General features: G+C 65.8%; 16 protein-coding genes. 5 read left to right on the top strand and 11 right to left on the bottom strand.

The window, feature by feature from the left end:
- Window positions 1–131: 131 nt before the first annotated feature.
- The 9 genes from Q9235_RS21030 to Q9235_RS20990 form a co-directional block, all read right to left on the bottom strand.
- On the bottom strand, window positions 132–1,574 hold the full coding sequence (locus tag Q9235_RS21030; protein ID WP_306228383.1) for a multicopper oxidase family protein: 1,443 nt from the start codon (window positions 1,572–1,574) through the stop codon (window positions 132–134).
- A gap of 177 nt (window positions 1,575–1,751) precedes the next feature.
- Window positions 1,752–2,900: a DSD1 family PLP-dependent enzyme gene (locus Q9235_RS21025; protein WP_306223763.1), complete on the bottom strand. Its 1,149-nt coding sequence runs from the start codon at window positions 2,898–2,900 to the stop codon at window positions 1,752–1,754.
- Window positions 2,897–4,636, bottom strand: a complete 1,740-nt coding sequence (locus tag Q9235_RS21020) for a hydantoinase B/oxoprolinase family protein (protein WP_306223762.1) — start codon at window positions 4,634–4,636, stop codon at window positions 2,897–2,899. Before Q9235_RS21020 ends, Q9235_RS21025 begins: the two co-directional genes overlap by 4 nt.
- Window positions 4,633–6,708: a hydantoinase/oxoprolinase family protein gene (locus Q9235_RS21015; RefSeq protein ID WP_306223761.1), complete on the bottom strand. Its 2,076-nt coding sequence runs from the start codon at window positions 6,706–6,708 to the stop codon at window positions 4,633–4,635. The genes Q9235_RS21020 and Q9235_RS21015 overlap by 4 nt, the downstream gene beginning before the upstream one ends.
- A complete protein-coding gene (locus Q9235_RS21010; RefSeq protein WP_306223760.1) occupies window positions 6,695–7,567 on the bottom strand; it encodes an ATP-binding cassette domain-containing protein in 873 nt (290 codons plus the stop codon). Before Q9235_RS21010 ends, Q9235_RS21015 begins: the two co-directional genes overlap by 14 nt.
- Window positions 7,564–8,529, bottom strand: coding sequence for an ABC transporter ATP-binding protein (locus tag Q9235_RS21005; RefSeq protein ID WP_306223759.1), 966 nt, complete (start codon window positions 8,527–8,529; stop codon window positions 7,564–7,566). Before Q9235_RS21005 ends, Q9235_RS21010 begins: the two co-directional genes overlap by 4 nt.
- A complete protein-coding gene (locus Q9235_RS21000) occupies window positions 8,526–9,410 on the bottom strand; it encodes an ABC transporter permease (RefSeq protein WP_306223758.1) in 885 nt (294 codons plus the stop codon). The genes Q9235_RS21005 and Q9235_RS21000 overlap by 4 nt, the downstream gene beginning before the upstream one ends.
- Window positions 9,407–10,351, bottom strand: coding sequence for an ABC transporter permease (locus Q9235_RS20995; RefSeq protein ID WP_306223757.1), 945 nt, complete (start codon window positions 10,349–10,351; stop codon window positions 9,407–9,409). The genes Q9235_RS21000 and Q9235_RS20995 overlap by 4 nt, the downstream gene beginning before the upstream one ends.
- A 14-nt stretch (window positions 10,352–10,365) precedes the next feature.
- Entirely contained in the window at window positions 10,366–11,925 is a 1,560-nt protein-coding gene (locus Q9235_RS20990; protein ID WP_306223756.1) for an ABC transporter substrate-binding protein, read from the bottom strand.
- Window positions 11,926–12,067: 142 nt separating this feature from the next.
- On the opposite strand from Q9235_RS20990, the gene Q9235_RS20985 reads away from it, so the two are divergent.
- Window positions 12,068–12,958: a LysR family transcriptional regulator gene (locus Q9235_RS20985; RefSeq protein ID WP_306223755.1), complete on the top strand. Its 891-nt coding sequence runs from the start codon at window positions 12,068–12,070 to the stop codon at window positions 12,956–12,958.
- A gap of 473 nt (window positions 12,959–13,431) precedes the next feature.
- Entirely contained in the window at window positions 13,432–14,715 is a 1,284-nt protein-coding gene (locus tag Q9235_RS20980) for an ABC transporter substrate-binding protein (protein WP_306228381.1), read from the top strand.
- A gap of 36 nt (window positions 14,716–14,751) precedes the next feature.
- Here the strand turns inward: Q9235_RS20980 and Q9235_RS20975 are convergent, their stop codons facing one another.
- Both Q9235_RS20975 and Q9235_RS20970 read right to left on the bottom strand, forming a co-directional pair.
- The gene (locus Q9235_RS20975; protein ID WP_306223754.1) at window positions 14,752–15,783 is read right to left on the bottom strand and encodes a succinylglutamate desuccinylase/aspartoacylase family protein; all 1,032 of its coding nucleotides are present in this window, start codon (window positions 15,781–15,783) and stop codon (window positions 14,752–14,754) included.
- Window positions 15,780–16,823: a pyridoxal-phosphate dependent enzyme gene (locus Q9235_RS20970; RefSeq protein WP_306223753.1), complete on the bottom strand. Its 1,044-nt coding sequence runs from the start codon at window positions 16,821–16,823 to the stop codon at window positions 15,780–15,782. Before Q9235_RS20970 ends, Q9235_RS20975 begins: the two co-directional genes overlap by 4 nt.
- Before the next feature lie 138 nt (window positions 16,824–16,961).
- Here Q9235_RS20970 and Q9235_RS20965 point away from each other — a divergent pair, with 138 nt between their 5' ends.
- From Q9235_RS20965 to Q9235_RS20955, 3 genes are read left to right on the top strand one after another with little or no spacing between them, the layout of a single operon-like run.
- On the top strand, window positions 16,962–17,468 hold the full coding sequence (locus Q9235_RS20965) for a RidA family protein (RefSeq protein ID WP_306223752.1): 507 nt from the start codon (window positions 16,962–16,964) through the stop codon (window positions 17,466–17,468).
- A complete protein-coding gene (locus Q9235_RS20960) occupies window positions 17,465–18,364 on the top strand; it encodes an SIS domain-containing protein (protein WP_306223751.1) in 900 nt (299 codons plus the stop codon). Before Q9235_RS20965 ends, Q9235_RS20960 begins: the two co-directional genes overlap by 4 nt.
- Window positions 18,361–19,827: a M81 family metallopeptidase gene (locus Q9235_RS20955; RefSeq protein ID WP_306223750.1), complete on the top strand. Its 1,467-nt coding sequence runs from the start codon at window positions 18,361–18,363 to the stop codon at window positions 19,825–19,827. The genes Q9235_RS20960 and Q9235_RS20955 overlap by 4 nt, the downstream gene beginning before the upstream one ends.
- Window positions 19,828–19,832 lie beyond the last annotated feature (5 nt).

Raw genomic sequence — 19,832 nt, 5'->3', positions numbered from 1 at the left:
CCAGGGTAGTCGAGATCGACGAGAACGCCCCACGAATGGACGCTTCAGTTCAGGCGAGCGCCCGGACAGGCCATGTGCACGGGTCCGGGCGCCGAAAGCTGAGTCCAGATGCGGTGACGCGCCGGCCGAGGCTAGCCGATCCCTTCATAGGCAAGCTGGGCCATCATGCCCGTCGCCATGTGGTAGAGGTGGTGACAATGCAACGGCCAGCGGCCGGGATTGTCGGCATCGAACGTGATCGTCACGGCTGCGTCCGGCGGCACGAGGACCGTATCGCGCACGGCTCCCGGGAGCGATACCCCGTCGATGGCGGTGACCTGGAAATGATGACCGTGCAGGTGCATCGGATGCGACATCATCGATGCGTTTCGCATCGTGACCTCGATCCTCTCGCCTTTCCGGATCCGGAGATCGTCCGCGCCGCCGATCCCCCACGTGTAGTCCTGCATCCGGCCGGTGAGGGTCAGCGCGAAGCGGCGATCGGGAGCCCGGACGGGAAGCGAATGCAGGGCCCGCAGCTTCCGCTCGAGTCCGAGTTCGACGATCGGACCGGCGTGCTCGGCGCTTCCGGCGACGCGTTGCACCGAGGCTCCCTGCGTGGCGAGGATCACCCCGGTGCGTTCGCTGGCCCCTTCACGCAGCGCGAGAACGGGATAGGCGCCCGGACCCAAAGGCAAGGACAGCCGGATGTCGAGCCGCTGGCCCATGCTGAGCGGGAAGGCCGTGCCGACGATCGGCTCGACGTCCCTGCCATCCACCGCAAAGAGCGTGCCGGGAACCGATCCAGTCTCGATGGTGAAGGCCGTCGCGGTGGCGCCGTTGATGATGCGTAGGCGGACCCGGCCGCCACGCTCCACCCGGATCACGTCGGGATCATCGAGAGCGCGATCATTGGCGAGATAGGCATCGTAGTCGATGTCGTTGAGGTCGCTGGCCGTCGCTTGGCTTGTCGTCGCAGGCTGGTGAGTGTTGCCCCCGTGGCCCATCGCGGAATGGTCCATCGGCGCGGCGTGACCTCCGCCGCCCTTCAGCTTCGCGAGCAATTCCTCGGCGGGCTTGAAGGAGAAGTCGTGCAGCAGGACGACCACCTCCTGCTCGTCGCGCGCGAGATCGGAGGCCGTCCTGACGATGAGGGGGGCCGCCAGCAGGTTCTGTTCCTGAAGCGTATGAGCGTGCATCCAATGTGTGCCGCCAGCGCCTACGGGGAAGGTGTAGCGGGCGACATCGCCCGGCTTGAGCAGTGGCTTCGGATTGTCCGGCACGCCGTCCTGGTGCCAAGGAGGGGTCAGGCCATGCCAGTGGATCATCGTGGCCTCGCCGATTTCGTTGGCAAGGCGGACGTCGAAGTTCGATCCCGCTTCCAGGATGAGCCCATGGCGGCCATCGGGTTGCAGAAGGCCGAACACGCGGGCGCTCCTCCCGTGGACTTCGATGGTCCGGCTGACGACCCGGAGGTCGATCGGTGATGGGCTGCTCGCTCCCTGGGCGAGACTGGCGGCGGGGCGCATCAAGGCGTTCGCGCCGAGCGCCGCGGCCCCGGTCATTGCGGCAGTGAGGAATCTGCGACGGTTCATGATGAATGTCCTGTTTCGGCCTGCGACGGCAGGGTCGTTGATCCGGCCGCCCCCCCCCCCAGTCGCATCTTGCGAAACGTTCGTGCAGATCATCTGTTTAAATGCCTGCTTCCAGGCAAGGCGCCATAGTCGGCTTATGGCGCGTTTCTCGCTTCGCAGCCTATTTTGGCGCGCCCCTCAGTCAGCGCGGCCCCGCGCCTCGACCGGCCATTGCGCCACGAGATCGTCGCCGCGCACGACATGCAGGATGTCATGCAGGTTGATCGTCGGATCGCAATGCGGGACGGTACATTCGACCACCGTGCCGATCGGCAGGGCTCCTTGCCCTTCCGCAGGAAGGATGCGGCCGAACTCGTCACCGCACCATTCGATCCGCCCGACCGGATCGCCTCCGAGGAAGACACGCGGCGGCGGCCCGTCGAGCGCAAAGCTCTTGCTGCCGCCATCGGTGATAGCAAAGCCGAGCGAGCTGTGGCCGATCACGGTGACGGCGATGCGCAGCGCCGATCTGAACTCCGGCCCACCGCGACCATGCATGTCAACGCTGTCATAAGCCTCGTCCATGAAGACATAGGAGCCGGCCTGGATCTCGGTCAGCAACCGGTCCTCGCCGTCGAGGAGATGGCTGCCGGTCCCGCCGCCCGAGACGATCTCCGGCGCGAAGCCGGCCACGCGCAGCGCCTCGATCATGGCGGCGAGCAGCCGGCCCATCTCCTGGTTGGCGGCGCGGCGGGCGGCGAAATCGTCGATATGCTGGACGCGGCCCTGATAGGCTTGCACGCCGCGATAGCGCAGCCCGTCCAGCCCGGAAACGAGCCTCGCCAGTTCAACCGCTTCGGCCGGGGTCGCGACGCCGCTGCGCTTCAGCCCGACATCGAGATCGACCAGCACGTCGAAGGCTGTGCCGTGCCGCTGCGCCGCCTCGGCATAGGCAGCGGCGAGATCGGCCCGATCAACCACGACGCCGATGCGCCCGCCGCCCGCTGCGGCGCGCGCCAGCGCATCGATCTTGGCGGCGCTGGCGATCGGGGCACTGAGCAGGAGATCGCGGACGCCACCCTCGAACAGTGCGAGCAATTCGCCCGGCTTGGCACAGCAGTTGCCGAGCGCTCCCGCCGCCATCTGCCGGCGGGTGATCTCGGCGCATTTGTGGGATTTCGCATGCGGTCTGAGGTTCAATCCGAACCTGCGGCAGGTCTCTGCCATCAGCGCGATATTGTGCTCGAACAAGTCGAGGTCGAGCACGGCGGCCGGCGTCTCCAGCCGGGCCCGGCTGCCGGGCTCGCCGACGAGCTTTTCATTGAGCTTGGCCGCACCGAACGTCATGGCTTGGCTCCCATTCGTAGGGCTCGCTGGCGCGTCGTGGCTACAAGATCGATGGTCGCCCCATCTGCGGCGAAGACCACGCCGTAGTCGCGCACGGCACCCTCCGCCGTGACCTTGCCCTCGCGCAGATCATCCTCGATGCGGATCGGATCGCGCCGCAGCGCATCGCCATAGCCGCCACCGCCGGCCCCGATCAGGCGGAAGACGTCGCCGGCACGGGCATTGAAGCTCTCCATCGGCATGGTCGGCAGGCTCTGCTGCGTGCCATCGGCCCGGATGACGATGTGACCGGAAGGTGAGCCCGTCCCCCCGCCCTCTAAGCCGAAGGGCGGATGGTCGCGACGGTCGCCGCGCAGCACGAAGCGGACCGGCGCCAGGAAGCGGAATTCGCGGATTAGCGAGAGCCCACCGCGGAACTCGCCGGGACCGCCCGTATCCGGCAAGAGGCCATAGCGCAGTACCTCAACCGGCATGTCGGCCTCGATCATCTCGACCGGTTGGTTGGAGAGATTGGCTGCGGGGTTGGAGATGCCCTCGATGCCGTCCTTACCGGAGCGAGCCCCCCAGGTGCCGACCACCATCTCGTTGAGCACGAAGGGCCGGCCCTCATGCGTGCCGCCGGCCGCGAGCAGATAGGGCCCGCCTTCGGAACCGCCCATGGCCCGTTCGGGCACGATCTGCGCCAGAGCCTGCATGATCGCGTCGAAAACGCGGTAGCCGACGACCCCACGCGCGCCGCAGGCCGCCGGATATCGCGGATTGACCAGGCAGCCCTCCGGTGCCCGAACCGTGATCGGCCGCAGGTATCCCTCGCAGTTGGGGATATCCTGCTGGGACAGGCAGCGTATGGCGCAGAAGGACGCGGATTCCGGCAGCGAGATCGGGCAGTTGATCGACGCCGCGACCTGGTCGGCCGTGCCGGTGAAATCGATGTCGATCGTATCGTCGGCGACGGTGACGGTCGCGACGATCGGCAGCGGCTGCGGGTTCCCGCCGACGCCATCGATATAGTCGGTGGCGCGGTAAACTCCATTCGGCAAGGCGCGGATGACATCGCGCATCATCGCCTCGGCATGGTCGTGCAGCGCTTCGATATAGGCGTCGAGCTCCTCCGCGCCGTAGCGGCTGATCAGCGTCCTCAGTCCCTCCTCCGCGACATTGCACGCGGCGATCTGGGCGCGGATGTCGCCGAGCACCTCGACCGGCGAGCGCGTGTTCGCCTCGAGGATGCGAAAGACGGCGTCGACCGGCGAGCCGGCCTCGTAGAGCTTGAGCAGCGGCAGGCGCAGGCCTTCCTGCTGTATCTCGGTGGCATAGATTGCGACCGAACCGGGCACGATGCCGCCGAGATCGGTGTGATGGGCCACCGTCGCGGCGAAGCCTGCGAGCCTGCCGGCGACGAAGATCGGTTTCAGGATGTAGATGTCAGGCAGGTGTTGCCCGCCGGAGCCATAGGGGTCGTTGGCGATCAGCACGTCGCCCGGCTTCAGCGTGTCGCCATAGCGCTCCCTGACGAAGCCCATGATGCGCGGGAAGGAGCAGAGCTGGATCGGCAGGGTCAGTCCCTGTGCGATCACTCGCCCCTTCGCATCGCAGAGTGCGGTCGAGTAGTCCATGATGTCGCGCACGACGGGCGAATAGGCGCTGCGCATCACGATCAGCGCCATCTCGTCGGCGGTCGAGGCGAGCGCATTGCGGATCACCTCGAGCGTGATCGGGTCGATCTCGCGCATCATGCAGCCTCCAGGGCGATGTCGATATTGCCGGCTTCATCGAGCCTGGCGCTCTGGCCGGGACCAACGACGCAGGTGCAGTCATATTCCTCGATGACGAAGGGACCTCGCCGCGCCGTAGCATCGAGATCGGCCCGGCCGATCACGGCGATCGAAGCGCCGCCGCCGCTGGTGTCGAAGGAGACCGGGCGGTCGGCTCGCCGCATAGGCGCCTCAGCCGCAAACTGGTGGCGCGGCGCGACGAGCGGCAGGCGCGCCGTGAGGCGGGCGTTGACGAGATGCACCGCGTCCTGCTGCGAGCGATGGCCATAGGTGCGCTCGTGCTCGCGATGGAACAGCTCGTTTAGCTCGGCGATGTCGAAGCACCTCGCCGGCACGGTCAGCTCATAGGCCTGGCCGACATAGCGCAGGTCGGCGGCATAGCGGAATTCGGCCTGCGCCAAATCATAGCCTTCCAGAGCGAGGATGCGGCGGGCATCGGCGCCGAGCTCGGCGAAGAGCTCACCCAGCCCGGCATCGTCGAGCTCGCCCGCCCGTCGTCGCGAGGGCCGCACGAACTCCTGCTCGACATCGGAGCGCAGCAGGCCGAGGGCGCTGAAGACGCCGGCGGCGCGCGGGACGATGACGCGGCGGATGCCGAGCGCATTCGCCACCTCGGCCGCGACCACCGGGCCATTGCCGCCGAAGGCGACCAGTGTCGCCTGGCGCGGGTCCCGCCCGCGATATGTCGAGACTGCCTTGACCGCCCGCGTCATCGTGGTGACCGCGAGCGTCAGCACGCCGCGCGCCGTCTGCTGGAGGTCGAGCCCGAGCGGGCGCGCGACCTGGTCGTTCAGCGCGGCACGGCCGGCATCGGCCTTGAGCGGGAAGCTGCCGCCGGCGAGTGCGACATCGTTGATGTAGCCCAGCGTCAGGAAGGCGTCCGTCAGCGTCGCCTGCGCTCCGCCGAGGCCATAGCAGACCGGCCCGGGATACGCGCCGGCGCTCTGCGGACCGACCGAGACCTGGTTCATCCGGTCGATCGCGACGATGCTGCCGCCGCCCGCCCCGATCTCGGAGACGTCGATGAACGGCATCTTGATCGGGTAGCCGCCGCCCTTGACCAGCTTGCTCGACAGGTTGATGCCGGCGCCGACCTCGTATTCGGTGGTGCGGGCCGGCTCGCCATGCTCGATCAGCGCCGCCTTGGCGGTGGTGCCGCCCATGTCGAAGGAGATGATGCTGGGCTCGTCGCTCCCCGAAACCAGCCGCGCGCAGGCGATGACGCCGGCCGCCGGGCCGGATTCGACCAGCGCCGCAGCGCGCTTCACGGCCGAGCCGAGCCGCATGATGCCGCCGCCGGAATGCATCATCTCGATCTGGCAGCCGATGCCGATCGAGGCGAGCCGCGCCGTCAGCGCGCTGGCATAGTTGCGCACGACCGGGCCAATATAGGCGTTCACCACCACGGTCGAGGTGCGCTCGTACTCCCGGATCTCCGGCAGGATCTCGGACCCACGGCAGATATAGACGCCCTCGCCGAGCTCGGCCTGCAGGATCTCCTCGGCCTCCATCTCGTGCTGCGGATTGGCATAGGCGTGCAGAAAGCTGATCGCGACAGCCTCGACCCCCTCTTCGCGGAAGCGCCGCGCGGCCGCGACGACATCCTCGCGCGAAAGCGGCACGCGGACAGAGCCATCGGGGCCGAGCCGCTCATTGACCTCGAGGCGCAGGCGCCGCGCCGCCAGTGGCTTAGGCTTGTCGTATTGCAGGTCGTAAAGCACCGGGATGCGCAGGCGGCGCATTTCGAGCACGTCACGGAAGCCCGCGGTGGTCAGGAGGCCGGTGCGGGCGCCCTTGTATTCGAGGATGGCGTTGGTCGCCACCGTCGTCGCATGGACGATGCCGGTGATGCGGTCGGGCGTGGTCTGGTAATCCTCGATCAGCGCCTTCAGCGCCTGGGCGATGCCGCGGCTGTAGTCGTCCGGCGTTGACGGCACCTTGCGGGTCTCGATCAGCCCGTCATCGCGCGCGACCACGACATCGGTGAAGGTGCCGCCGATGTCGATGCCGATCCGGTAGCTATGCTGCGCCATGGATGTCTTCCCGGGTTTCTGTGGTCGCCGCATCGGCACGCACGGGCAACGGCGTGCGCCGGCCGGCGAGGCCTTTCGGCACGGCGGCGATGAGGGCTTGGGTGTAGGGGTGTTGCGGCCGGTCGAGCACATCGAGGCAAGGGCCCTGCTCGACGATCGCGCCTTTGCGCATCACGACGATGCGGCTGCACAAAGTGCGCACCAGCGCGAGGTCGTGGCTGATGAAAAGCAGCGTCAGCCCGAGTTCGCGGGTCAGGCGCGAGAGCAGGTTGATCACCTGCGCCTGCAGCGAGACGTCGAGCGCCGAGACCGGCTCGTCGGCGATCAGCACCTCGGGCTTCATCGCCAGCGCCCGCGCCAGGCCGATGCGCTGGCGCTGCCCGCCTGAAAGCTCATGCGGCAAACGCGGTCCAATCTCGGGGCCGAGCCCGACCAGCGTCAGCAAGTCGGCGATCTCGCCTTCACGCTGCGCCCTGGGCACACCGCGCAGCGCCAACGTCTCCCCGAGGCAGCGCGCGATGCTCTTGCGCGGATTCAGCGCACTGCTCGAATCCTGGAAGACCATCTGTACGCGTCGGCGCCACGGCCCGGCATGGTCGCGCATCAGCTCGGCCATCGGCTGGCCGTCGAGCAGGACGTCGCCGGAGGTCGGCCGCGCCAGCCCGACCGCCAGGCCCGCCAGCGTCGACTTGCCCGAGCCGCTCTCGCCGACGATGCCGACGACATCGCCGCGCATCACGTCGAGGCTGACATCGTCGAGTGCGACGAGCCGAATGTCGCGCCCGAGCAGACGGTCGAGCAGCCCACCCTGCGGGAAGGATTTGGAGACGCCGCGCAGCGACAGGATCGGGCCGGTCATCGCGGCCTCCAGCAGGCGGTGCGATGCCCGGCTTCATCGATGAGAGGCGGCATCTGATGGCGGCAGCTCTCGGCAGCCTCCGGGCAGCGCGGCGAGAATGGACAGCCGGCGGGCAAGCGGCCGAGCCGCGGCGGCGCACCCTCGATCGCCGTGAGCGGGCCGACCGGTCCGGTCAGGCTCGGCACGCAGGCCTTGAGCAGTGCTGTATAGGGATGGCGCGGCGCAAGCTCGATCGCCTCGACCGGCCCGTCCTCGACAACCTTGCCGCCATACATCACGACGACACGGTCGACGATCTCGGCGACGAGCTGGAGGTTGTGCGAGATGAAAACGACGGCGAGGCCAAGTTCACGGCGCAGTTCCGCGATCAGGTCGACGATCTGCGCCTGGACGGTGACGTCGAGCGCGGTGGTCGGCTCGTCGGCGATCAACAGGCGCGGCCGGCAGGCGATCGCCATGGCGATCAGGGCGCGCTGGCGCATGCCGCCGGAGAATTCGTGCGGATAGGAAGCGAGGCGCTTGCCGGCATCGCGGATGCCGACACGCTCCAGTGCTTCCGCCGCGATACGCCGTGCCTCGGCTGACGAGACGCCACGATGCGCCCGCACCACGTCGGTGATCTGCCGGCCGATGGTCAGCGCCGGATTGAGCGAGCTCTGCGGATCCTGGAAGACCATGGCGATGTCGCGCCCGCGCAGCGCCCGCATGCGTTTTTCGTCAGCGGCGAGCAGGTTCTCGCCGTCAAAGATCACACGTCCGCCGGTCACGCGCGCCGGCGCGCCAAGCAGCCGCATCACCGCCAGCATGCTGAGGCTCTTGCCGGAGCCGGATTCACCGACAATGCCGACGGCCTCGCCCGGCGCGACGGAAAAGTCGACGCCGCGCACCGCCTCGACCACACCGCCGCCGGCCGAGCGGAAGCCGACGCGCAGACCCTCGACGCTGAGCAAGGCAGGGCTCATGCGACCAGCGTCCTGGCTTCGCTGCGGGGGTCGAAGAGTTCGCGCACCGCATCGCCCAGAAGATTGAAACCGATCACAGTCAGCGAGATGGCGAGACCCGGGAAGACCGGCAGCCACCATTCGCCGGAATAGATCGCGCTGCGGGCATCGGAGAGCATGGTGCCCCAGCTCGGCTGCGGCGGCTGCACGCCGAGGCCGACGAAGCTGATCGAGGCCTCGATGACGATGCCGATCGCGACCAGCAGCGTGCCCTGCACGATGATCGGCGACAGGCAGTTCGGCAGCACGTCACCGCTGACGATCTGCCAGTGCGAGGCGCCCTGCAGGAAGCGGGCGCGGACATAGTCGGCCCCGGCGATGCGCTTGGCCACCGCATAAGTGACGCGGGCGAAGACCGGCGAGAACAGGCAGCCGACGAGGACGACGATCTTGACCTCGTTCGGCAGCATCAGCGGCCCCACAGGCAGCGGCCCGACGCCGAGGATGCCGACGATGGCGATCGCCCAGACAAGCAGCGGGATCGAGGCGACGCCGTCGACGATGCGCATGACGATCTGCTCGCCGAGTCCGCCCTTGTAGGCGGCGAAGATCCCGGCGGAGACGCCGATCGCCGCGCCGATCAGCACCGCGCCGATCCCGACCGAGAGCGAGGCGCGGGCGCCGAACAGGATGCGGCTCAGCACGTCGCGCCCGCCCTGGTCGGTGCCGAGCCAGTACTTGATGTCAGGCGCGGCCAGCCTGTCCTCGATGTTGAGCGCGAGCGGATCATAGGGCGCGATCAGCGGCGCGAAGATCGCCGCGAGCACGATCAGCCCGACGATTCCGGCTCCGAGCCAGCCGCTCCAGTCAAGGCCCCCGAGGGCTTTGCGCAGATCGCTCATGCCGCCGCCCTCTGGCGTGGGTCGAGCACGCGATTGATCAGGTCGGCGCCGAGATTGGCGAAGACGAAGATCGCCGTGAACAGGAAGACGATGCCCTGCAGCAGCAGGAAGTCGCGCTGCGAGATCGCATTCAACAGCGCGCGCGACAGGCCGGGAATGTTGAAGACCTGCTCGATGATCAGCGCCCAGCCGAACATGTAGCCGAAGGAGAGCGCCGCGAGATTGACCACCGGCGGCAGCGCGTTGACCAACGCGTAGAACACCACCTGTCGGGAGGAGAGGCCCATGGCGCGGGCGGTGCGGACATAGTCGCCTCGCAGGGTCTCCTGCAGGCTCGCCTGCGTCATCCGCGCCAGCACGGCGATGTAGTAAACCGCGAGCGAGAGCGAGGGCATCAGGATGCTCTGCAGGTGCAGCGACAGTCCGGCCGATAGTGGAAAATAACCGCCCGGCGGCAGCAGGCGCAGGTCGACGGCGAGGAAGCGGATCAGCACGATGCCGAGCCAGAAGGCCGGAATCGACAGGCCAAGCACCGCGGCGAAGCGGCTCACCCGGTCGAAGACGCCGCCGGGCTTGAGCGCCGATAGGACGCCGATGCCGATGCCGAAGATCAGCGCGATCAGGAAGGCGAAGAGCACGATCGCCAGCGTCACCGGCAACGCATTGGCGATCTCGGCAGCGACGTCGCGGCCAGTGACGAAGGACCTGCCGAAATCCCCGCGCAGGACATCGCCGAGCCAGGCGGCGTATTGCGAGAGGAAGGGCTGGTCGAGGCCGTTCGCCTGCTCGAATTGCGCGATCTGCTCCGCGGTCGCATCCGCCCCGAGCACGATCCGGGCCGGGGAGCCCGGACCGGAGCGCGTCAGCGCGAACAGCGCGAGGCCGACGAAGAGCAGCGTGCCGATCGAGGAGACGATGCGGCCTGCGACGAGGCGGAGCATGAGCGATCAGGCCCTCAGAGTTTCACCTCGCCGACGCTCATCGTCAGCGCCTGGTTCACCTTGAAGTCCTGCACGCCCTGCCGCCAGAGATTGGAGGCATGGACGAAGCCGAGCACGCCGATCGGCGCGTCGCGGGCCAGGATCATCTGCATCTTGCCGTAGATGTCCTTGAGCTTGGCCTGCTCGCTTTCGGCGAAGGCGGCCGACATCAGTGCATTGAGCTCGGCATTATCGTAGCCGGTGCTCTTCGACAGGAATTGCCCGGGCATGACGGTATTGGCGATCGTATAAGTCGGTTCACCGGGCGACATGTAGACCTGCATCGCCATCTGATGCTCGCCGCGGGCGATCTGCTGGATCAGCACCGAGAACTCGTAAACCTTGAGGTTGAGCTTGATGCCGATCTTGGCGAGCTGCGCCTGCAGGAAGATCGCCGCATCCTTGGTGTCGAGCAGATAGGGCTCGGCCTGGATACTGATGTCGATCTCGGCGCCGTTCGGATATTTCGACTTGGCCAGGAACTGCTTGGCCCGGTCGAGGTCGAAGGCGACTTCCTTGTCGGCCTCCGGGTTGAACCACCAGCCCCGCGGCGGCGCGAGCCCGCCGGTCGGGTCGAGCAGGCCATAATAGACCTTTTCGGCGATGGTCTTGCGATCCGTGGCGCAGGCCAGCGCCTTGCGGAAGTTCACATCGTCGAACGGCGCCTTGAGATTGTTGGTGAACATCAGCAGCGAGCCGCCCAGCGTCGGCCGCGAGGCGCCGGTGATCCCCGGCATGGTCTTCAGCCGGTTGAACTCGCGCGGCGGCGGAGCACTGATGATGTCGACCTGCCCGGTGAGCAGATAGGCGACGCGCGTCGCGTCCTCGGGGATCATCTTGACCACGAGCCGGTCCCAGGCCGGGAGGCCCTTGCGCCAGTAGTTCGGATTCTTCCTGAAGCTGATGTAATCGTTCGGCTTCCATTCCTCGAAGACACCGAAACCGGTGCCGACCCCGGCGGGCTTCTGCTTGAAGTAGTCGTCCCCGTGCTCCTTGCGCGAACCGGCAGGGAAGATGCCCATGTACTTGGTGAGGAAATAGACCCACTGCCCATATGGCTCGGACAGCTCGACCTGGACCTTGAGCGGGTCGAGCACGCTGACTTTTGCGATCTTGCCGAAAATCGGTCGGCGCAGCGCCTTGTTGGCAGGGTCGAGCAGGTAGTCGAAGGAGTATTTCACATCCTCCGCCGTCATCTTCTTGCCGTTGTGGAAGGTGACGTCGTCGCGCAGCTCGAAGGTATACGTCTTCTGGTCGGCCGATACGGTCGGCAAGGCCTTGGCGAGCTGCGGCTTCAGTACGCCGTCGACATCGTACTCGACCAGGTTCTCGAACACGGTCTGGCCGAGCACCATGGCGTCGTGATTGAGCTGGTTAATCGGATCGATGGTGATGGGATTGCTCGGCAGGACGATGGTCAGCGTCTTGCCATTGTTCGGTTGAGCGTGGAGCAGGCTGGCGGGCAGAAGGCCGCCGAGAGCGCCGCCTGCTGCAGCGGCGAGAAATGCACGGCGATTTGTCGGCACGGTCAGCATCGGAATCCCCCTGTTTTATGGAATGCCTTGGCGGCGCCGGCCTCCGGCGCCGCGCCGAACATGGGGAGGCTAGAGCGGTGAGGCGGCGAATAAAAATAAGAAGTGCTTGCCGCTCGATTGTCTCCGGCTATCGTGTTGCTCGATGCGCTATACCTTCGGTCAGGCGGAAGCGTTCTACTGGGTGGCCCGGCTGGGCGGTTTCCGCGCCGCCGCCCTGCATCTCAACCTGTCGCAGCCGACGGTCAGCCTGCGGATCAAGGAACTCGAACGCACCTTGGGCGGCGAATTGTTCGACCGTTCGCTATATCGGCCGATGCCGACGACGCTGGGCAACGCAATCTATGCCGATGTCGAGCGCATGCTGGCCCATGCCGAGCAGGTCCAGCGCCACAGCAAGGAAGGGCTGCGCGGCAGGAGCCTGCTGCGTATCGGCGCCGCCGATTCCTTCGCCGCCGCCATCCTGCCCGATCTGCTTGCCCAGTTGGCGCTCCGCCATGCCGAATTGCAGGTCGACGTCACCGTCGATTTCAGCACGAAGCTGGAGCAACTATTGCTCGACCGCTCCATCGACATCGCCTTCCTGTCGCAACCTCGGGCGCATGAGGGTGTCACCATCGTTCCGCTCTGGCTGATCGATCTCGTCTGGGTGGTGGGCGAGCGGCTTGCCTTCCCCGGCAACGTCGCGACGCCCGAAAACCTCGTCGACCTGCCGATCTTCACCAACAGCTCGCCATCGGGCCTGTTCACCACCATCCAGATGTGGTTCGGCGCGCATGGCCTGAAGCCGCGCCGCCTCAACACCTGCAATCCGTTGACCGTCATCGCCCGCCTCGCCAGCGCCGGCACCGGCGCGGCGATGATTCCGCGCGAGATGATCCATCTCTCTGGAGAGAAGCTGGCATTGCGCGTGCTGGAGGCGCGTCCGGCGATCCCATCGCATAACCTGTGCGCGATGTGGTGGAATAACGAGTCTGCCGATGAATGCAGCTACCTTGCCAATCTCGCGACTGAGATCGCGAAGGTGACGCGGTAACAGCATCGTCGGTTGGCCATCAGCAATCCATCGATGTGAGCCATTGCGACTGATGCACCTGCGATGTCGCGATGTCAGCCGAAGGGTTCATCATCGAGGGCGGCTTAAAGCGGACTTCCCCAGCGGGAGCCGAAGCGCCCGACCGCATGGAATACGGGCCGGTGTAAGCGCGGTTCGAACCAGATGGCACCGGTGATGCCGGGGCGGTTTGCCGTGGCCATGGACAAAAATCCGGATCAACGGTTCCAAGCCTATCGCCAACGCCACGCTTCCGCTCGGGGGCAAGCTCGAGAGGGGTATGTAGTAAATATAAAGGAGACCGCCAGTTTCTGCGATTTCTCTCTTGTGTGCCACTGTTTTATGTAATTATTCTACATTGGGCAAAAACACGGGAAACGCGGGTTTCGGGCGGACGCGAACGACAAAAAAGGCTCCGGATGCCGCAGAATTTGAACGAGCAAGGGAGGACACCAATGCGCTTGACGAAACGGCATTTCGTCGCCGGGGCCGCGGCCGCTTGCGCGATGCCTTATGCGGTTGATCGGGCGTTCGCGCAGAGCAAGCAACTGAACGTGTTCGCCCATCGCGTCCTGCAGAATGTGTCCAATGGTACAGCAGGCGGCGACGTCATCGCGAGTTTCACGAAGGCGAATGGCGTCGGCATCAACTGGGCGACGTTCGAGACCGGGCCGCTGCATGACCGCGTGTTTCGCGAAGCTTCGCTCGACCAGTCGACCATCGATGTCGCCTTCCTGCTCAACACCTACGCGACGCCGCGCGTCGCCACGTTGTTCGAGCCGCTCGACGCGTACATGAAGAGCGATCCGATCGAGAATTTCGGTGACATCTTTCCCGGCCTCGTCAATGCGGTGAGCTTCAATGGGCAGCTTTTTGCCGTGCCGTTCCGCCATGCTTCGACCGGGCTGCACTACAACGAGGAGATCTTTGCCGAGTGCGGAGTCTCCGGCCCGCCCAAAACGATCGAAGAATTCATCGACATAGCCAAGAAGTGTACCAAGAAGCGGCCCGATGGCACGCCTGCTGTGGGCTTCATCTTGCCCGGCGTCGCTTATCCCGAGGTGATCGCCTTTGCCCGCGCCTGGGACGCCGACTTCATTACCCCCGACATGAAGGTCGTCGCCAATTCCGAGCCGATGGTAAAGGCGCTGACCGTCATCCGTCAGCTCTTCGAGGCGGGCGCTGTGCCGCGCAATCTTACCGGCATGAAGGCCGAAGACGCCAACACCTGGATGCAAACGGGCCGCGCGGCGATGGCCATGAGCTCGATGAGCCGCAACGGACTCTACAACGATCCGAAGAAGTCGCAGGCCGCTGGCAAGATCAAGACGACGTTCTTCCCGGTCGCGACGGCATTGCTGGGGAAGTACGAGGTCGCGCCCGCCAAGGTCGAGTTCTGGAGCATGGCGATCCCGAAGAATTCCCAGAACAAGGATCTAGCCTGGAAGTTCATCAAGTGGATGTCTTCGCCACAGGCGGCGCTGGGGGCCGCCCTCAACGGAAATGGCCCGGTCCGCAACTCGACCTACGACGATCCGCGCATCATCGAAGCGCTGCCCTATGCGCAGGACGAGCGGCGGGTTCTTGCCGTGTCGCGCGTGCCGCTGCCCGCTTTCAATGAAGCGGCGCGCGCCGCCGACTTCTTCAAGGAAGAAGCAGAGGCTGCTGTGCTTGGGATGAAGACGCCGCAGCGGGCGATGGACGATCTGACCGTTCGCGTACAGGCACTTCTGAAATGAAGCATGGAGGGGGAGGCCTTGGCCTCCCCCTCCATGCTAGGCGACGCCGAGCAGTTCCGCGCGCGTCGTATCTCGCCCGAGATGAAGCAGCACGTCGGCGGCAGAGCATATCGGTGGCACGCGGCGGCACACGACCATCCCATCGTCAGGTATCAGCAATTGCTCGGGGGCTTTGTCGGCGCGTTCCAGGTCCCAGAGCCACCCGGCGGTTTCGCCAACCCGTACCGTCTCCCCCAGCGCATGGCCGGGCTCAAACGCGCCGCGACCGGGCGCGCGCAGGAAGCCCTGCGGCTCGATGGCCAACAGGCGGGTCTTCCCGAGCGGCATAGCCGAGCCGATCATGCCGAGACGAGCAAGCACGTTCTCGATGCCGACCCGTGCGATTTCGATTGTTCGGGGCGTTACGCACCCGCCGCCGCCGAGTTCTGTCGCCATCGCAGGAATACCCTGCTCCAATGCAGCCGAGACCAACGTCGCGCTGGCCTCGGGACTGCGCATCACCATCGCATGAGGCGCCGCGAAGGCCAGTATCAGATCCAGCGTGCGCTCTGCCAGGCCGCGGTCGGCGGGCAGGCGTCCAAAGGCGCATGGCAGATAGTCGAGCGTTCCGCCGCCGCTGTGCAGGTCGACCACACAGTCGGCCAAAGGCAGCAGCAGCCGGAAGATGCCGTCCGCAATCTGTTCGGTGGGCTGGCCGTTCGGCCGGCCCGGAAAGCAACGGGCCAGGTTGACGCCGTCGATGGGAGATGTGCGCGTGGCGGCCGCCGATGCCGCGGGATTGGCGACTGGCAGCAGGATCACCCGTCCGCTCAGCCGATCCGGATCGAGTGTCCGGGCCAGCCGCGACAGCGCAAACTGCCCTTCGTATTCGTCGCCATGCAATCCGGCGGTGCATAGCAAGGTCGGCCCGTCGCCGCCTTTGATCACGATCACCGGAAGGATGATGCGACCATAGGCGGAGCGGTCGTGCGAGTGCGGAACGAAAAGGGCGCCGACATGGCGACCCCGTCGATCGAGCTCGACCTCCAGCCGGGCGGGGCCGCCTGCTCTCGCCATGCCGTGTTTCATCGGGGGGCGGGGCGTTCGAAGGCGGAGGCGTGCGTGAACAGCCCAGGCGCACCGCCGGAGTGCAGGAAGACGATGGACGATGCCTTGCCGAACAGGCCTTTCTCGGCTGCGCCGATCAGGGCAGCCATGCCTTTGCCCGTATAGACGGGATCGAGCACCAGCCCTTCGAGCCGTCCAGCCGTGTTGACGGCGGCGAGGCTTGCGGCGGAGGGGAGGCCGTAGCCCGGACCGATCTCGCTGTCGACGATGTCGAAATCCTGCCCCGACAGGCGCGTCTCGATGCCCATCCAGGCGGCTGCAACGTTGGCGGTCTCGATGATCCACTTGCGTAGCCGCGCCTCCGGCTGCTGGGCGCTGACGCCCATGACCCTTGTCGGGACACCCAGATGCTTGAAGCCAAGCGCCAATCCGGCCGCCGTCAGCCCGGAGCCGCAGACCGCGACGACGATGTCGGGCGCCTGCCCGATCGTCTTGAAATCTTCGGCCAGCTCAGCAGCGCCCGACATCCAGCCTGCGACGCCGACATTGGCACTTACGCCCGTCAGTTGCACGACGAAGGGGGACCGCCCCTGCCTGCGGTAGTCCGCGGCGATCGCCTCGATTTCATCCTTGATGGCCGGGTGCCAGGGGTCGGCATTCTGGGTGAAGGTAACCTCCGCCCCAAAGATGTCGTTCAGGAGCAGATTTCCGACACGCTCCGTGCCCATCCTGGCGCGCAGATGCAGGTGGCAGCCGAGACCGAGCTTGGCTGCTGCGCCCGCCAGCGACCGGCAGAAATTGGACTGGCTGCCGGCGGTTGCGATCAGCAGGTCAGCTCCCGCCGCAATTGCTTCGGCAAGGATGAAGTCGAGCTGGCGAAGCTTGTTGCCGCCGAGCGCATAGCCGGCCATGTCCTCACGTTTGACGTAGACCGATGCAACGTCGAGGTGCTCGGCCAGTCGTGGCGCCGGCTCGAAAGGTGTCGGCAGGCGCGCGAGCTCGAGGCGCGGGCGACCGGAGACGGGGTCAATCGAAACGGCAGGTGGGCAAGGTACCAACATCGCAGCATCCTGCAGGGCATCGGCGGCAGCCGGATGTTGCGTAGATAAATTACGGAAATACTCTCGTCAACGCGCCTTGAACCGGATAGGAAGGGCCGGGTCTGCCAAATCACAGACTGGGGCAACAACGGTCATGGCATGGAGGCGGATACCTTGATCACCGGCATTTCCATTGAGTCCCGCGTGGTTAGCCTCAATGTCGATCTTCCGTATGTATCGGAATCAAAAGGGAATTATACGCCCTACAACATCATCGGCGACCTGCTTTATGTCTTCGGGCAGCTCTGCGTGGGACCGGACGGCAAGATACCTGCAGCTTATCGAGGCAAGTTAGGGAGTAAAATTACGGAAGCGGACGGTTATGCTGCTGCGCGCCTCTGCATGCTGCAGGCGCTCGCCCATGCGAAGCTGGCGCTGGGGTCGCTCGACCGGATCACGAAATGCGTTCGGCTAGGTGGTTTCGTCAACGCCGAACCGGACTTCGTCGCGCCCCGCGCCGCGATGAATGGCGCCTCCGACATGATCGTGAAGATCATGGGCGAGCCCGGCCGACATAGCCGTACCGCCATCGGTGTTGCCACGCTCCCGCTCGGAGCCTGCATCGAGGTAGAGGCTTTGTTCGCGTTGAATAGGAGAACGGAATGACGATATGTGAAGCGTCGGACCATGCGGGAGGGGATGACCGCTTCCTTGACGTCTTGACTGCCCGCAAGGCCGAGCTTTCGCCATCCGAGCGCCGGGTGGCAGAGTTCGTGCTCGAGGCGCCGGACAAGGTCATCCATATGTCGATCGCGACATTGGCCGAAGAGGTCGGCGTCAGCCAGCCGACCGTGCTGCGCCTGGTGCGCACGATGGGGCTGGCCAGCTATCCGGAACTCAAGCTGCGCACCGGACAAAGCATCGTTGCCGGGACCCCTTATGTGCATAGCGAGGTCGCCTCCAGCGACCCGCTCGATCAGATCGTCGACAAGCTTGTCGATTCCTCGATCTACACGCTGACGATGCTGCGCCGTTCCATCGATCAGAAGGTGCTTGCGCGCGTCATCGACATACTCTCCAACGCCCCCCGTATCGATTGCTACGGGGCCGGTGCGGCACGCATCCTGGCCATGGAGGCGCAGCACAAGTTGATGCGCTTCGGCATACCGGTCGTGGCGTATGACGATACCCACTTGCAGCGCCTTGCCGCCGCTACCCTGCGCAAGGGCGACGTGGCGCTCTGCTTCTCCCACACTGGCATGGTGCGCGACATCGAGGCGATGGCGCTGAAGGCGCGCGAATGCGGTGCCACGGTCATCGCCGTCACCCGGCAGAATACAGCGCTCTCGGCTGCTGCCGACATCGTTCTCGAGATCGACGCGCATGAGAACACTGAAATCTACGCACCCATGACGTCTCGCGTGGCCCACGCCGTGCTGATCGACATCATCGCGACGGCGATGGCCCTCCGTGGCGGGCCGGCACTCTTCGATCGCCTGCGCGAGGCGAAGAACAGCCTCGCCGATCTACGCATTCCGCCGGACCCTGGCAAAAGCAGATGAGGGTCTTTGTCGCTTCGCTGGCCACCGAAACGAACACGTTTTCGCCGATCCGCATCGACCGCAGCGCTTTTGAAGACGCCTTCTACGCCCCGCCCGGCGGACATCCCGAGACACCTACTCTCTGTTCGGCGCCCTTTATTGCCGCCCGCAGGCGCGCCAGCGAGCAGGGATTTACCTTGATCGAGGGGACGGCGGCCTGGGCCGAGCCTGCCGGCCTGGTTTCCCGGGAGGCCTATGAGGGATTACGGGACGAGATCCTTGACCAGTTGCGCGCCGCGATGCCCGTCGACGTGGTGCTTTTCGGCCTGCATGGCGCGATGATCGCCGAGGGTTACGACGATTGTGAGGGCGATCTGCTGACTCAGGCTCGCGCCATCGCAGGGCGGGACGCGGTCATCGGGGTCGAACTCGATCCGCATTGCCATCTCACGCAGGCCATGATCGGCGCGGCCACGATCCTGGTCACCTTCAAGGAGGTGCCGCACAGCGATTTCCTCGAGCGCGCGGAAGATATGGTGGATCTCTCCTTGCGCGCCGCCCGGAAGGAAATCACGCCGGTGATGAGTGTCCTCGACTGCCGCGCCATCGCCAACTTTCTGACGAGCCGCGAACCGGGCAGGACCCTTGTCGACGACATGCTCGCCCGCGAGGGCAGGGACGGCGTGTTGAGCATCTCCGTCGTGCATGGCTTTCCGGCGGCCGACATCCACGATGTTGGCACCAAGGTCATCGTCATCACTGACGATGCGCAGGGCACGGGGCGATCCGTGGCGGCTGAATTTGGTGCCCGCATCCTTGCTTTCGGCGCCAACCGCATGCCGTACATGCCCGGTCCGGCCGAGGCGATCGACATGGCCCTGGCAGTGGCCGGTCAACCTGTCGTGCTTGCCGACCGTTGGGACAATCCGGGCGGCGGCGTAGCTGGCGACAGCACGTTTCTTGTTCATGCGCTGCGCGAGCGCGCGGATATCGATGCCGCGGTCGGGGCGCTCTGGGATCCGGTCGCTGTCTCGTTCTGCCTGGCGGCAGGCCCTGGCGCGCGCCTGCAACTGCGCTTCGGCGGCAAGGCGGCGCCGAGTTCGGGCATGCCTGTCGATGCTGAAGTCGAGGTCGTCGCCACGACACGCGATCTCGTCATTCCGTTTCAACAGAGCCGTGTTTCCCTGGGGGCGGCAGCTTCGTTGCGACTAGGCAAGCTGGATGTGGTGCTGGCGAGCAAACGCGCCCAGACGTTCCACCCCGCCGTCTTCGAATTGCTCGGGATCGACCTGTCGAAGAAAAAGATCGTCGTGGTCAAATCCGCAAGCCATTTTCACACAGCCTTCGCGCCGATCGCCGCTGACGTGATCTTCGTGAATTGCGGCGGTCCTTATCCGCCCGATGCCGCCGCAATTCCGTATCGCCGCATTCGCCGGCCTATCGCTCCCCTCGATGCAGATGTCTCACCCGTCTGGATGACGTAATTACC

The sequence above is a fragment of the Bosea beijingensis genome, from assembly GCF_030758975.1.
Lineage (GTDB): Bacteria > Pseudomonadota > Alphaproteobacteria > Rhizobiales > Beijerinckiaceae > Allobosea > Allobosea beijingensis.
The sequence above is the reverse complement of the archived record's forward strand: the minus strand, read 5'-3'. Positions and strand labels throughout refer to the sequence as shown.

Coding starts and splice junctions, on each gene's coding strand:
- Q9235_RS20980 (WP_306228381.1), top strand. CDS start 13,432: ATGCGCTTGACGAAACGGCATTTCGTCGCCGGGGCCGCGGCCGCTTGC.
- Q9235_RS20970 (WP_306223753.1), bottom strand. CDS start 16,823: ATGTTGGTACCTTGCCCACCTGCCGTTTCGATTGACCCCGTCTCCGGT.
- Q9235_RS20960 (WP_306223751.1), top strand. CDS start 17,465: ATGACGATATGTGAAGCGTCGGACCATGCGGGAGGGGATGACCGCTTC.
- Q9235_RS21000 (WP_306223758.1), bottom strand. CDS start 9,410: ATGAGCGATCTGCGCAAAGCCCTCGGGGGCCTTGACTGGAGCGGCTGG.
- Q9235_RS20965 (WP_306223752.1), top strand. CDS start 16,962: ATGGAGGCGGATACCTTGATCACCGGCATTTCCATTGAGTCCCGCGTG.
- Q9235_RS21015 (WP_306223761.1), bottom strand. CDS start 6,708: ATGGCGCAGCATAGCTACCGGATCGGCATCGACATCGGCGGCACCTTC.
- Q9235_RS21010 (WP_306223760.1), bottom strand. CDS start 7,567: ATGACCGGCCCGATCCTGTCGCTGCGCGGCGTCTCCAAATCCTTCCCG.
- Q9235_RS21020 (WP_306223762.1), bottom strand. CDS start 4,636: ATGATGCGCGAGATCGACCCGATCACGCTCGAGGTGATCCGCAATGCG.
- Q9235_RS20985 (WP_306223755.1), top strand. CDS start 12,068: ATGCGCTATACCTTCGGTCAGGCGGAAGCGTTCTACTGGGTGGCCCGG.
- Q9235_RS21005 (WP_306223759.1), bottom strand. CDS start 8,529: ATGAGCCCTGCCTTGCTCAGCGTCGAGGGTCTGCGCGTCGGCTTCCGC.
- Q9235_RS20955 (WP_306223750.1), top strand. CDS start 18,361: ATGAGGGTCTTTGTCGCTTCGCTGGCCACCGAAACGAACACGTTTTCG.
- Q9235_RS21030 (WP_306228383.1), bottom strand. CDS start 1,574: ATGAACCGTCGCAGATTCCTCACTGCCGCAATGACCGGGGCCGCGGCG.
- Q9235_RS20995 (WP_306223757.1), bottom strand. CDS start 10,351: ATGCTCCGCCTCGTCGCAGGCCGCATCGTCTCCTCGATCGGCACGCTG.
- Q9235_RS20975 (WP_306223754.1), bottom strand. CDS start 15,783: ATGAAACACGGCATGGCGAGAGCAGGCGGCCCCGCCCGGCTGGAGGTC.
- Q9235_RS20990 (WP_306223756.1), bottom strand. CDS start 11,925: ATGCTGACCGTGCCGACAAATCGCCGTGCATTTCTCGCCGCTGCAGCA.
- Q9235_RS21025 (WP_306223763.1), bottom strand. CDS start 2,900: ATGACGTTCGGTGCGGCCAAGCTCAATGAAAAGCTCGTCGGCGAGCCC.